This is a genomic window from Methylomonas sp. 2BW1-5-20, assembly GCF_052474515.1.
Genome location: NZ_CP184127.1, coordinates 2,039,856 through 2,053,991 on the forward strand (window position 1 = coordinate 2,039,856; position 14,136 = coordinate 2,053,991).

Sequence of the window (14,136 nt, forward strand, 5' to 3'; positions counted from 1 at the left end):
CGCTATTGCAGTTGCTCCCGCTCGCGCTGATACGCGTCGTAGCTCTGCCGCCGTTCGCAATCGTTAGACATGGCTTTTTGGCACTGCAATTGTCCGGCGTTTTGCAGCGCATGATAGCCAAGACGCTGGGGCCAATCCGCACTGCAAGCGCTGCACAAACCCAACACCAAGGGCACACAGTTTATAGCTTTAATTCTTCGCATATTCCCGCCTCCACGTCCTCTGTATAAAAGATTCCTAGTTTAATCCTTGCCGCAAACACTGTGGTATTTGTCTAGTAAAAGAACCTGGTCGGCCGGTCTCGGCTGTGAACCCTCGATTCCGTTCGGACTAATTGCTTGTTGCTTTGTGGCGAAATTCGCAGCCGGCTGCGGAAGACGGCTCAGCAAAATGTCTAAGCCGATTGGCCGAGATCCGCTTTTCGCTGCTCCCGAATACCTTTTATCCTTAACCGCCAAGCATTTTGACATACCTGCAAGCCGAAAGGCCATTCGCGCCAAGCCAATAGCTACCGTCGCAAACCTGCATAAGCCAACGCGCGAGCCAAAATGGTGCTCGTCAATGGCAAATCGCTTTAATCACCAGCCAGGATAAGCTTGCCCGCAAGGTAAAAAGCTATTCACACAAGCCAAATCGCTGCAAACGCAAAGCTACACAAGCTTGCGCGCAAGCCAAAACGGCGCCCGTCAATGGTATATCGCTTTAATCGCCAACCAGGATAAGCTTGCGCGCAAGGTAAAAAGCTATTCGCGCCAGCCAAATCGCTCAAAACGCAAAGCAACTCAAGCTTGCGCGCAAGCCGCCAAGCCTTTCGCGACTGGCAAAAATACCTTACAAAATCCCAATTAGGAACGATCAATACCAAGACTGGGTACAAAATACTAGCTTGTCGGTTCACGGCAGGAACCCCAACACGACAAGCCCCATCTACCCAGCAAACTCCGACAGCTAGACATCAATCCAGCAAACAGCCATCGATACTGGAAGGTCGTGCCGGTCGAGATGTTGGGGATCGCTGCCTCACCCAAACCTATAGACTCGTTAAAAGAATCATGATTGGCAACTCTCGGCCGATTCTGTTGAAAAAGTCGTTATTTTTTCGGGAGGGTGACGGCGGCCAATTGCGCGGCTGAGCCGTTTTATCGGATACCAACTGGCTTAATTTGGGTTTCGGTGGGTAAAAGACGGCCTGATTGGCCGTTACGCGGGCGTTACTTGGGCTAATGGGTCATGGATTGCCAACCTTTTCGCCATTCGCCTCAGATTTTGGGCAGTCGCCGCCAGCAGGAACTCATCCTGTGCCCCAGTGAATCCCCTCAATCGTAGTTTATCCAATCGCAAGATACGCTTGAGGTGTGCGAACAGCATTTCGACTTTCTTGCGTTCCTTGCGGGACTGTTTGTAGGCTTCGGTTTTAGTGATGGCACGTGCGACATCCCGAGCCGATTCGAAAGGACTGCGGACAATTTTGCGGTTGAGGGTGTTGGGGCAACATTGTTCCTTCAGCGGACAGGCTAAGCAATCATATTGGCTGGCACGATAACGCAATGGATCTTTCTTCTTGGTCCGCCAGGATGTCTTGAGGAATTTCCCCGCAGGACAGATATAGCGATTATTGTCAGCATCGAAGGTAAAGTCGGATCGGCCGAAGGTGCCGTCAGTCCGTTCCGATTTATCAAAGACCGGCACATGCGGTTCTATACCTTTTTCATCGACTAACCAGCCCAACATGGCGGCGCTACCGTAATTGGTATCACCGACCAGCCGCTCGGGCTTGAGGTCAAACTTGTCTTCAACTCGGTCAATCATGGTCCGCGTCGCCTCTACTTCGGCGGCTTTGTTGACCCTAGACGCTTCGACATCGAGGATGATACCGGTTTCAAGATCGATCAGATAATTCGTGCAAAATGCAAAGAAAGCGGGGCCGCCAGGCGCTGCTGGATCGGTCAATGACAAGGTCCGTGCGGACTCTTTGGGATCGTTAATGTCTTCTAACGCGGCCAGGTATTCACGCACTGGACGAGAGGCTTGTAAGGGATCGCCCCAGTCTACCGTCTCACCACCTTCAACCCGGCGTTGCCGTTGCGCATCGGCTTTGATAATACTGGCATCGGTGGCAAAACCTTCACCCTTCACCAAACCCTCAGCCATACACCGCTGTAAGACGGTTTCAAACAACAAGCGGAAGGCCTGACTCTCACGGAAACGGCCATGGCGATTTTTGGAAAAGGTCGAGTGATCGGGCACGGGATCGTCTAAATCCAAACGGCAGAACCAGCGATATGCCAAGTTTAAATGGACTTCTTCACAGAGGCGGCGCTCGGAACGAATGCCAAAGCAATAACCAAGAATCAGCATCCGAATCATCAATTCGGGATCGATTGATGGCCGCCCTATTGGGCTATAAAACGCTGATAATTGCTGGCGGAAATCTCCTAGATCGAGAAGGCGGTGAATCCCTCTCAACAGATGATCTTTCGGCACGTGGTTTTCCAGACTGAAACAGAAAAACAGTTGTTCCTGTATTCCGGATTGTTGTCCCATCATGGCGGCACCTCTCGATCTCATCCGAGTTAGGCCTTATTTTACTCCTCTCGAAACCAGTTATCTTAGGAGTTTTTCAACACAATCGGCCACTATGCGACATTCAATCTTGTTTGAATGAAATACTTTGAATGACCGGAATCCGATCGCAAAACAGACATTGTTACTGCTCTTAAAATAAGCAAAGTTACGTTTGAGAAAAATCAAATTCCTTTAGAGTCAATGCCTTAAATTTCACTAACTATGGCATCTCATTCAAAAAAGCATTACCTAGCTAACCGATGGTCACTATTATTAATTTTGACTCAGCACAACTAAGTGCTATATTTTCAAACCCTAACAAAACTCAATTTTGCATTAAAATTATTGTAAATAAATAATTTTTTCAAAAAAAATGAGCGTCAGAGTGCTATAAAAATGTCTGACAACCATACAGCCTTATTAAAAAAATCATATGATTTATATATTGTTTATAATTCGCCCTCTAGCAATAAGTCATATTCATAATATAATCTAAGCTGCAAACAAAATAGAAATAATTCATCTATCCGCTTGATATTATCGAGAAAATCGTAAGTCCCTAAACCACCTGATTCAAATGGTGTTAAATCGCGAATAGCCCCTTGAATATCTCTTTCAGAAAGAAAGGACAATGTTTCTAGTTTTGCTTTATCTAAACCTATTCGAAATGCATTCGCTATATTGGAGGTGTTCTCATAATTATCTGTTATTAGCGCGCATAGAGTCATCGCTAGGCGAGGTTTTTCAATTATTTTCCCAGTCGCTAATGTATATACTAGATCGATTGGATGCTGTAAGGAGTCAGTTGAAACGTTTTCCAAGAAATGCTTTTTCTGTATTAGAATAGAAATCTCCGGGACTCGCATCAACTCTTCACCCACAACTAAACCCTTAGGGTTAAATATTTCCTTACCACTGATCATTTTGCATAATAGCTGACGTAGAATGCTTAGCGGCTCAGAAACCACTAACTCTTCTAACTCTGTAAAACCAATATTCTTACGAATACGGCTTGCTTTTTTATAAAGCCTAATAGCAGGAAATCCAGAAATAAATGGGAATAATTTTACGTAAAATCCACGACGGCTCATTAAAAACTGCTCTATTTGTCGCAAATCTTTAATTGGCTGCGTGAATCCTGGTGATATAAAAACCGGGAGCCACTCTATTATTAGATAATAGATTAATATCAGTGAAAACGGATTTCTAATAATGTGTTCTCTTAGAATACTACGGTAAATATTGCCTACAGGAATCTCTGCTTTATCGGCAGAATCCATAGTATTTTTGGTTATAGAATTATAAGAATCTGCGATTTTAATTTCAGAAATGGATTGAATTTTCAGTGCATCATTAAAATCTATGGCAACATTGGAAGATATCCAGAAAAAGAGACTAAAAAAAATCACTGCACTGCGAATTTTTAGATTACGAAGTTTTTGATGGGTCTGTGTATTCATCTCAGAAATTGCTTTTTCTGCACATTCCTTGCGGCCTTTCATAATGTCTTCTTCTATTTTACGCCTCATAGCAATCCATTCTGAACGAGCTTTTTCGTAACGTTCTTCATACCTACGTCTGGTATGTGATTTAGAAAAATCCTCGACTCTAGAATTTATTAAATTTGTTTCACCGGCCCTCTCTAATTTGAGGTTGAGCAAGGCTTCACGAATATCTCGGATACTTTGTTCGGATGGACTGCTTTCACGCAGAATACCTAAAGCTCTCTCGCGAACACGCATGAGCAAAGCATTCAGTTGTTGTTCAAATGTATCTTTCGTATAAATTATCAGTTCGTGAACAGCATTACGTAGTTTTTCCACAATTTCAGGACTTACGTAACCTTTCACCACTACAACATAATAAGCGGTTGAATTAAATGCCTTTAGTTTCTCAGCGACATCAGCACTTGAAATGGCATTAGCGGCCTCTTCATCGGCGAAAATTGCATCTTTAACGTCTAAGAGAAGCAAGGGACCACCAGTATTGCTCAGAAGAGCATAGTCAAACGTAATTCCATGCAAATTTAGTCGCTGTTCAAATCGGAATGGTTCGCGAGAAAGGAGAAGATGAGTTTCCTGATCAACTTGAGCACGATCGAAAAATTGCTCGCTGTATTCCTCACGGGTCATAGATGTCACTAAGTATTCATCGATAACGGTATTAGACGATGCTGCCTTGGCAAATGCACTGTAACAGAATTGCAAAAACCTACGCGGATTGCCCGCACCAAGAGTCAACATCGTACGCACGGCGCCTTCGGTAAAAGGATATAAACTACCGGCACCCGGTTTAAATTGAGTACCTAGCGGCATAACGTAAAGTCTTACAATATCAATGGCTTCATTTAGACCTAAGAGCGGGCAATCGATTACACTTAGGGCGACTCGAGATCGTAAGTCAACATGCAGCTTCTTCCACGCTTCTTCATTACCAGAAAGCACTAGCATGGCGTTTCTGGACACAAACATTTCTAATATTGAGCGTAAATATCCCATGTTTGCAGTTGCAGTGACTGAGTCGTCATCAACAACCAATCTTTCTATTTGATCTATGAATAGTACAAGGGGGCGATTTGATATTGCAAACAAGGCTGCCAGCATCTGGATTGCAGACACTGCTTGTTCAGGAGTCTCAATTTCAGAGGAGATTCCCATTGCATCGAGCCTTTCCCTCGCAACTGGTTCAGCCCTAAACCATGCAGCAGCATCATTATCGAATTGGTCGCCCTGCAAACAAAAAACTGCTCGCTGTAGGTTCTTCTCACCCTGGCTAAGCTCATCTAAAGCTTTTTCCTGCCTCGCTACGGCAACACGTTCTTCAACTTTATAACTACTAAAAAGGGACGCGACGAGATCGGGACTGTTTTGAAGCCTAAAGTTTAAATCTGTAGTTGGTTCAGAACTTCCTGCCTGACTGGCTAACTGCTCCGCAGTAATAGCACCAAGAAAGCTAAGGCTCATCTCTTTTAGGAGCGTTGGTGAAAGTCTTTGAACAATTTGCGTATACAGCGAAAGGAAATCTGAATTTTGCAGGAGAACGTAAATTGGAAATGCTTGTTTCCTAAGCATTCGCCAAGTAGCGCAAATAGTGTGTGTTTTTCCTGAACCATGAGCTCCACGTATAACTACTACTTCTCCCTGGTTACTCCATTTCGGTTCAAATCGATCGATAAACTCATTTGATCTCGTAATTAATTTCGTAACTGGTCCTCGGTCTAATGTTCGAAAATCTCCGATAACGGGGACCCCTCCTTCAAGACGCTGACCAGCTAAACGTAGTGTGCCCAAGTAAGGGAATGGATTTCTTGATGGATAACCTCCTATTTGTTCGGACATCATTTATTCTCCAACTTCTCAATCACCTTAATTGATTGTTTGATCTGATCTCCAGTTAGTTTTAATTCAGCTACTGGCCAAGGATCCCCTTCTGAGTTATTAACAAGCTTAATCTCAAAAATACCGCTCAATAAGGACAATACCCGCCCTACTGTTCTTTGCGGGCTTTCAAAATTTGCTTCAAGATCAGAGCGTTCAAATGGCAAAGGCATGGTTGCACCCCATTTTTCCCATCTGTGAGATGCTAGTTGAAAGACACTTGCGGCTGGTAGAGGGCATAATCGTAATTCCATTACAGTATCAGAATGTACTTTCAAGAAAGCTGACGCAACCTCTTCACGTTGCTGATCCGTAACTGTGCATACTACGAGACTATTAGATCTTTCGAATATCGTGTGAGTAGCCGTCAGCATTTCTCTCGTAGGGATATTCTCTAAAATGCAACAAAATGCCCCGTTTGCACGATTGAGTACCTGCGAAAAACTCTCAAGTGCGTTTTGTTTTTCTATCTCGAAACTACCACCAAATTCAGACTTTAACTCTTCTGTTAGAGTCTTTGCCGGCCCCTCTGAAAATGTTGGTCCAAGCCGGCGAGTAGCGCCGACTAATCGACTTAACAGGTCAAGGAGTACCTGTTTAGTACTCACATTTTGTTTAGGATCATGTTCAGCTCTTACGAATTTCTTGTTTGAATTTAGCTCAGCATATAGTGCGCACACATACCGAGCAAAAGCAGTGCGACCTGACCCGTTTGGCCCAACAACAACTAAAAAAGCATTTCGCTGTTCCTTATTGGCACTAGCCAAGAACTTACCTAGCTTTTCCCGGTCTATTGTATCCAAGTGTAAACTCCCGAAACGCTCTTGATCCTTGGTGTTCTGAACACAATCAAGAACTGGTCCACTAAACGGATCATCTTCTACACCATAACGAGCCCACATCCTTGGCATACTTAAAATCCTCCCACAACCGAGAAGTGATTTTTTAACTGACCAGCATTAAGACGAAAATTTCGATCTGGATTCTTAAAGATATGTGCTAGGTAACTAGAAGGGCGGTAATACTTTTCGCAAATCGCCTGGATGGTTGTTTTGTCCATCCCAAAATCAATGAAATTATCGGCATTTGAAACACTACGTTCTTCTAAGTAAACATCTTCGAGTACAGGCAATAACGTGGGTAAAACCGCGGCATTTAGATAAAGTTCCGGCTCTTCAATCCTAAGAATAGTCAAAGCGGTTGTGACAAAACGGTCAAATTTTCCATATTTGTCTGGGGAGCTATCAAGTATTTGATTTGTTAGTGCAAGCATGTTTAGTGCACGTTTAATTTTCCGGGGATTTGGACTAAGACTTGATACTAGTAATTCTAGATATTCCCCAATGCACGACGAAGCATCGATCGACTCAATATAGCCGCGTACTTGCTCTGGATGCAACGGGAATAGATAAACCGGCATTTGGATCATTTTTTCAAGATATTCAGAGCCGAGAACTGCTGAACGTCCGGCACCAAAAGCAAACTTTCCATATTTGACTTCTATGCCTCGATCAATAACTTCTTTATCTAGAGCAAGAATATGTACAACATTCTCTAGGTCTAGGAACAATTTCATGCTTTCCAACACATCTATAATTTCAGTTGGATCACAACGATCTAAATCATCTATTAGAAATACGATGCGGGTACCTTCTTCGCCAAGGGTTTTCGCAAGCTCTGCGAGAGCTAATCGCAAATTTCTCATTTGGCTATCAAGCTGCATCCTACGATTGAGATATGTTTTTTCAAGTTTTTCAAGTTTCTCTAAATCTATCGTACCAGCTGAAACGCTCTTCAAGAATAAATCAGCACCTAGGTGTAAAAGAACATCGACTATCTTGTCAGCAGACTGCTGTATTCTCGTAATTTTGTTATTTGCCAATGCGTCATGAAGGCAGTTTAATAGTGGAATTAACATATTGGGCTCGCGACGATATACCCAAGGGTTAAATTCAACAAATAGAAATCGATTTCCATTTTTCTTAGATAAGTTCCTTTTTATAATATGTAATAATGTGCTTTTTCCGCTTCCCCAACTACCAAATATGCTTATAGTAAAAGGAGTTTCCAATGCAGGATTAATCAATACCGAAGTTAACGGCTCAGAATACCGATTAAAGTTCAGAAGATCGCGCTTAGCAGGCGCATCAGAAAGGACAGAAAACGACATGTTATTCTCCTTAAAACGCAGCATTTATTTAAATTTATCTAAAACAGTTCAATCAATTTCATCATGAGCTAAAAACTCAAAAATAACATAAGTTTACTTCAAAAGTACAATTTCTTCGGATAGTAAAAATATAGCAGATGATGAATGCATAGGTATATCTTCTTTCCATAGCTTGTTTGCAATTAATTATGGTTATTCTCCTAAGATGGCTCTCGTGTCTCATGTAAGACTAATGCTAGGATAATCAACTGTCCGCAAAATGATCAGAGAGCCGTCATAAACCCAAGTGAATTTTTATGGGCGGCTTAGGGTCGATGCCAGCCAATTAAAGCTTGCCACCATTCTTAACCGGCAAAGCATTTCTCAGTATTGAGATTTCATTTCACAACGGTGCGGTCTGAAAAACGCGGGAACTCAAGCGAGTCAAATACCCTCACGCTCGCCATCCCAAAAAATAAGGATCTGTTCGAGCGGCTCAATATTCCCTCTCAAGCGCGCGGCAAGAGTCGCCGCCGCCCTCTAAACAATTACTGCCGGACTGTTTGGAAAATCGCTACAATGCGCCCGAGTTCTGCAAGTTTAGGCTGATACAGTGAACATGGAAACCCTCGAAAAATCCGAAAAATACGCCGCCTTTCTCAGCTTATTAAAAAGCAAGGGCAAACTCTCCGACAGTGACCTGGGCAAAGTCCGCCGCATGCAGAAAACGGCATTGGACGACTCCGTGCCGCAACTGCTGATAAAACTGGGTTTATGTTCGGACAGCGACATTGCCGTCAGCTTCGCCGAAGCCAGCGGTATCGCCCGCGTCACACCGGAACACTACCCGCCGCAATCGCCGCTACCCGACAGTGTATCTCAACGCTTTTTAAAGCAATATCATGCGGTGGGCCTGACGGCCGACGACGATCAAATCCAGGTCGCGGTAATGGATCCGGAAGACGACTATGTCAGCCAAGCCCTGCAACTTGCGACCGGCAAGCCGATCAAGCTGCAAATCGGCCAGCTTTCGGAAATCGACGCCGCGCTGGAACTGCAATACGGCGAAGGCAAGTCGCAAATGGATAAGCTGATGGATAACCTCAACGTCGAGGAAGAAGGCAGCGAAGACCTGGAACATTTAAAAGACTTGGCCAGCGAAGCCCCCATCATCAAGATGGTGAACTTCATTCTGCAAAAAGCCGTGGAAAGCCGGGCCTCCGACGTACATATCGAGCCGTTCGAGCAAAGCCTGAAAGTGCGTTTGCGTATCGACGGCGTGTTGCAGGACATAGACTCGCCGCCGGTCGCCTCCACCGCCGCCGTACTGTCGCGGCTCAAAATCATGGCCAAGCTCAACATCGCCGAGCGCCGCCTGCCGCAAGACGGCCGCATCAAGCTGCAAATGATAGGCAAGGAGCTGGATTTGCGGGTTTCGACCATCCCTACCCTGCACGGCGAAAGCGTCGTGATCCGCTTGCTGGACAAGGAAAACGCGGTGCTGGATTTCGAAACCCTGGGTTTCGTCGGCAGACAAGCCGAGCGTTTTATCGAAGTGCTGGCTCAACCGCACGGCATCCTGCTGATTACCGGCCCGACCGGTAGCGGTAAATCCACCAGCCTGTACGCTGCTTTGAAAACCCTGAACACCTCGGAACGCAAGATCATCACCGTCGAAGATCCGGTGGAATATCAGCTGGAAGGCATCAACCAGATCCAGGCCAAACCGCAGATTGGATTGACCTTCGCCTCGGCGCTACGCTCCATCGTCCGCCAGGACCCGGATGTAATCATGATCGGCGAGATGCGCGACCTGGAAACCGCCAAAATCGCGGTGCAATCCGCGCTGACCGGCCATTTGGTATTATCGACCCTGCACACCAACGATGCCGCCGCCGGCGTCACCCGCTTGCAGGACATGGGCCTGGAAGAATATCTACTCAGTTCCACCATCAACGGTATCTTGGCTCAGCGTTTGGTGCGACGGCTGTGTCCGCATTGCAAACAAGCCCATCCGGCTTCGGACACGCTGATCGAGGAAATGAACCTGCGGCACTGGCAACCGACCGGGCAAATCCTGCTACACAAACCCGTCGGCTGCCCGGCCTGCAACGGCATCGGCTACAAAGGCCGGTTGGCCATCATCGAGTTTTTGACGATGACCGACACCATCCGCAAACAAATCATGAAACACGAAGAAGCCTTCGTGATCCAGCAAACCGCGATCCAGGAAGGCATGCAGACTATGTATGAAGATGGCGTGGGTAAAGCCTTGCAAGGCATTACGACGCTGGAGGAAGTGTTGCGAGTGACGACGGAAGCATGAACCTGATGTCTATCAGTGTAGGCAACGCTTTTCTACCCACCATTTATAGCAACAGCTTAAATTCCGCGTGGGTATTAAATCGTGCCAACCTTTGGCTTGTCTGTTTTATTTTCGAATTTTTCATGCGGTGTTGCCTGATCAGCTTAACTTTATAAAAAATGACAGACACTGTGTTCATCCTTGGAGCAGGGGTTTCCTTCTATTCCGGCATCCCTCTTCTTAGTGGCTTTGTTGAGCGCACGTCGCAGTTTGCGATTCGGCAAACAAATAGAGCATCACCATTATTCAATGAAAATATGCCGATTATTTCTTCCGACGTGAACCTTGCCTTCTACCAACCGCAAATCCAGCTAATCGCCAATCGTTAACCCATTCCATGCCTTTATATTCCTACAAAGTCGTCAACAACCAGGGCATTGCCGAAGAAGGCGTGCGTAATGCCGCCGATGAGCAGGCATTGTTAATCGAGTTGCAAAGCCAAGGACTGATTCCGATCCGCATCGAACTGGCCAGGGATAAAACCTTCCTGGGTTTTAAATTAAAGTCCGCCGGGGTCAAGCTTTCCCAGAAAGAAATCGGCATGCTGACCGGCGAATTGGCAACCTTGCTGGAATCGGGCTTGCCGCTGGACCGCTCGTTGACGATCCTGATGCAGCTGACCGAGGAAAATCAGAAACTGAATAAGCTGGTCGGCGAAGTATTGGAAAAGGTGAAAGCCGGCAAAGCGCTGGCCGATGCGCTGGAAAGCCAGAGCGGGGTATTTTCCAAATTTTATCTGAACATGATTCGCGCCGGCGAAATGGGCGGCAATCTCGGCGGCGTATTGCTGCGCTTGTCGGAATACATGGAACGCTCGCAGGAATTGAAAGACACCGTCAGCACTGCATTGATTTATCCGGCGATTTTATTGGTAATGTCGCTGGCATCCTTGTTTGTGATGCTGACTTTCGTGGTGCCGCAATTCAAAGAGATGTTCGATAGCGCCGGTCAGGCCTTGCCGGTGCCGACCCAGATTGTGGTCGGTCTGGCCGAATTTCTGCAAAGTTATTGGTGGGTGCTGCTGATTGTCGTGCTCGGCAGTGTGCAAACTATAAAATCGCAGTTGGCAGATCCGGCCGGGAAGAAAGCCTGGGACGGCCGCCTGCTGAAGTTTCCGCTGTTCGGCGACATCGTTCTGACTATGGAAGTCGCTAATTTTAGCCGCACCTTCGGCACTTTATTGGGTAACGGCGTGTCCATCTTAAAATCCTTGGGCATCGTCCGCGAAACGGTCGGCAATACCGTGCTGGCCGATTTGCTGGAAAACGCCGAAGCGCAGCTCAAACAAGGCCGCACCATGTCCGACGCATTGGCGCAGCAAAACTTGTTTCCCAAACTGGCGGTGCAGATGATTAAAATGGGCGAAGAAACCGGCCGGCTGGAAGAAATGCTGATGCGGGTTGCGGTGATTTACGATAAGCAGCTGAAGACCACCATCCAGCGCATGTTGGCACTGCTGGAACCGGCTTTGATTATTTCGCTGGGCCTGATGATAGGCGGCATCATCGTTTCGATTCTGCTGGCGATCTTGAGCGTGAACGATCTGGCTGTTTAGGCCCGTCGGCGAATCGACTCGCCCCCTACAATCCAAATTTTAATAGAAGGAGTTTTTCAAATGAGACACATGTTACGCCGCCACCGCGGTTTTACCTTGCTGGAACTGTTGGTGGTATTGGGCATCATCGCCATGTTGGCCGGGATTGTCGGACCGCAGGTGATGAAACATATGGGCGCCTCCAAAACCAAGGCTGCCAGGGTACAAATCGAGGATCTTGCAGCATCGCTGGATATGTACAAACTCGATGAAGGCCGTTACCCCACCAGCCAGCAAGGTCTGACCGCTTTGGTGGAAAGGCCCGCGGACGCGAAACGCTGGAACGGGCCTTACCTGCGCAAGGACAAAATTCCGCAAGATCCGTGGAATCAGGACTACCACTATGTCTTCCCCGGCCAACACGGCAAATTCGATTTGTTCAGTTTTGGCGCCGACGAGAAAGAAGGCGGCGAAGGCGAAGACCAGGACATTAACAGCTGGGAATAAATGACCGCCCTGCCCAGCATTACGCCGATAGCGACACCGGACTTCGCGTCTTTGCAACAGCCGCATTCTGGACGCTTGCCGAATCATAATCGAGGTTTTACGTTGATCGAGTTGATCATCGTATTATTGATCAGCGTCCTGGGTTTTGCGGTACTCGGCAGCAATATCGGCTCCGGTAACCGTAGCGCCAAACTGCAAGCCGTGGCCAGAGACATTGCATCGGCGTTGAGATACGCCCATGGTCAAGCCTTGATGACGCAAAAACCGGTCAGCGTGGCCATCGATCTGCAAGACAATAGTTATTCGATCAGCAACCGCGATAAGACTTACCCGTTTGCCGAGGATATCGACGTGTCGCTGGTGGTCGCGGAGGAAGAGTTTTCCGAGGGCGAACAAGGCAATATTCGTTTCTTCGGCGATGGCTCTTCCACCGGCGGCCGGATCACGCTGGAATGGGGCAATCAATTGCGCCGTATAGACGTCAACTGGATTACCGGCGAAGTCAGTATTTCCGATGCGGCGGCATAAAGGCTTCTCGTTACTGGAAATTCTGGTCGCCTTTTCCATCATGGCGATCGCCCTCACCGTATTGTTGCGTATCTTCGGCACCGGCGTTAACAATGCCGTCATATCCGAGGAATACACTATCGCGGTGCAAATCGCCGAATCGCTGATGGCGCGCACCGGCGTCGAAACCGCGCTGACAGCCGGCGAAAGCCAGGGCAACGAAGGCGATAAATACGACTGGCAAGTCGTTGTCAGCCCCGCAACGCCGCCAGCCGCCAAACGCAGATTGAAAGACGAAGAGTCGGACCAGCAAACGCCGGCAGCGGAACTGATGTCGGTACGTGTGCGGGTAAGTTGGGGCGACGAGGAACAAGCCCGCAGCATTGAATTGAATACCTTAAAACTGCAACAACAAGGCCAGGGATAGTGCTGAAGCGCTGGAATGCAAACGGATTTACGCTGATCGAAATGCTGATTGCCATTAGCCTGCTGGGGATTATGGTGGTGCTGCTATTCGCCAGCTTACGGATTGCCGCCGAAAGCTGGAATAGCGGCGAAGCTAAAATCAGCGAAGTGAACAAAAAAGCCGTGGTGTATCAGTTTTTCAAGCGGCATTTGAGCAACGTCAAACCACTGCCGGAAATCCAGGATAACCCGACGCTGCAAAGCCAGGAACAAGATACGCAAGAGCCGCCGAAGCTGGCTTTTCAAGGTTTGCCGCAAAGTATCCGCTTTGTCTCCGCCCTGTCCGCGGCTTCTGCGCGTAAGGGTTTGCAGATATTTCAGGTCGAGCTGGACCCACGCCAACCGTCCATTCTTAAAGTCAGGCTAAGCCCTTACCGACAAACCGAAAATAATTCGGCTGACCAGGATCCGGTAGTTTTACTGGAACGGATAAAAAATTTCAAAATCAGCTATCTCGGCTCGGCGATAGACACTAACGACGGCACGGGCAGCTGGTTGGACAACTGGCAAGATGCCGCTCAGCTGCCCAAACTGGTCAAGATCGGCATCACACTGGAAGACGGCAGCTTTTGGCCCGACATGATATTTCCGCTGAAAATATCCGGGCAGACCAGCGCAGATGCGCTCGCCGGCGAACAAAATCTGCCCAGCATAGACAACAACTGAT

11 protein-coding genes are annotated in these 14,136 nt (G+C 47.2%); 6 read left to right on the forward strand and 5 right to left on the reverse strand.

The genetic code is table 11. The annotated features are described in order from the left end of the window. Positions 1–2: 2 nt before the first annotated feature. The 5 genes from ACH50O_RS09230 to ACH50O_RS09250 form a co-directional block, all read right to left on the reverse strand. The gene (locus tag ACH50O_RS09230; protein ID WP_446811724.1) at positions 3–203 is read right to left on the reverse strand and encodes a hypothetical protein; all 201 of its coding nucleotides are present in this window, start codon (positions 201–203) and stop codon (positions 3–5) included. A gap of 997 nt (positions 204–1,200) precedes the next feature. Continuing rightward, positions 1,201–2,547: a transposase gene (locus ACH50O_RS09235; protein WP_446811725.1), complete on the reverse strand. Its 1,347-nt coding sequence runs from the start codon at positions 2,545–2,547 to the stop codon at positions 1,201–1,203. 467 nt (positions 2,548–3,014) lie between these two features. Beyond that, entirely contained in the window at positions 3,015–5,906 is a 2,892-nt protein-coding gene (locus ACH50O_RS09240; RefSeq protein ID WP_446811726.1) for a hypothetical protein, read from the reverse strand. Then, on the reverse strand, positions 5,903–6,745 hold the full coding sequence (locus ACH50O_RS09245) for a hypothetical protein (protein WP_446811727.1): 843 nt from the start codon (positions 6,743–6,745) through the stop codon (positions 5,903–5,905). The genes ACH50O_RS09240 and ACH50O_RS09245 overlap by 4 nt, the downstream gene beginning before the upstream one ends. A 110-nt stretch (positions 6,746–6,855) precedes the next feature. Further along, positions 6,856–8,112, reverse strand: coding sequence for a KAP family P-loop NTPase fold protein (locus ACH50O_RS09250; RefSeq protein ID WP_446811728.1), 1,257 nt, complete (start codon positions 8,110–8,112; stop codon positions 6,856–6,858). 598 nt (positions 8,113–8,710) lie between these two features. Here ACH50O_RS09250 and gspE point away from each other — a divergent pair. The 6 genes from gspE (at position 8,711) to ACH50O_RS09280 (ending at position 14,135) form a co-directional block, all read left to right on the forward strand. Further along, entirely contained in the window at positions 8,711–10,417 is a 1,707-nt protein-coding gene (gspE, locus tag ACH50O_RS09255; RefSeq protein ID WP_446811729.1) for a type II secretion system ATPase GspE, read from the forward strand. Positions 10,418–10,793: 376 nt separating this feature from the next. Then, complete coding sequence (locus ACH50O_RS09260) at positions 10,794–12,011, forward strand: type II secretion system F family protein (protein ID WP_446811730.1); 1,218 nt, start codon at positions 10,794–10,796, stop codon at positions 12,009–12,011. Positions 12,012–12,071: 60 nt separating this feature from the next. Beyond that, positions 12,072–12,497 (forward strand): type II secretion system major pseudopilin GspG, encoded by a 426-nt coding sequence (gspG, locus tag ACH50O_RS09265; RefSeq protein ID WP_446811731.1) that lies wholly within the window; start codon positions 12,072–12,074, stop codon positions 12,495–12,497. After that, entirely contained in the window at positions 12,498–13,025 is a 528-nt protein-coding gene (locus ACH50O_RS09270) for a GspH/FimT family protein (protein ID WP_446811732.1), read from the forward strand. Then, positions 13,012–13,431: a type IV pilus modification PilV family protein gene (locus tag ACH50O_RS09275; RefSeq protein ID WP_446811733.1), complete on the forward strand. Its 420-nt coding sequence runs from the start codon at positions 13,012–13,014 to the stop codon at positions 13,429–13,431. The genes ACH50O_RS09270 and ACH50O_RS09275 overlap by 14 nt, the downstream gene beginning before the upstream one ends. Beyond that, positions 13,431–14,135: a prepilin-type N-terminal cleavage/methylation domain-containing protein gene (locus ACH50O_RS09280; RefSeq protein WP_446811734.1), complete on the forward strand. Its 705-nt coding sequence runs from the start codon at positions 13,431–13,433 to the stop codon at positions 14,133–14,135. Before ACH50O_RS09275 ends, ACH50O_RS09280 begins: the two co-directional genes overlap by 1 nt. Position 14,136 lies beyond the last annotated feature (1 nt).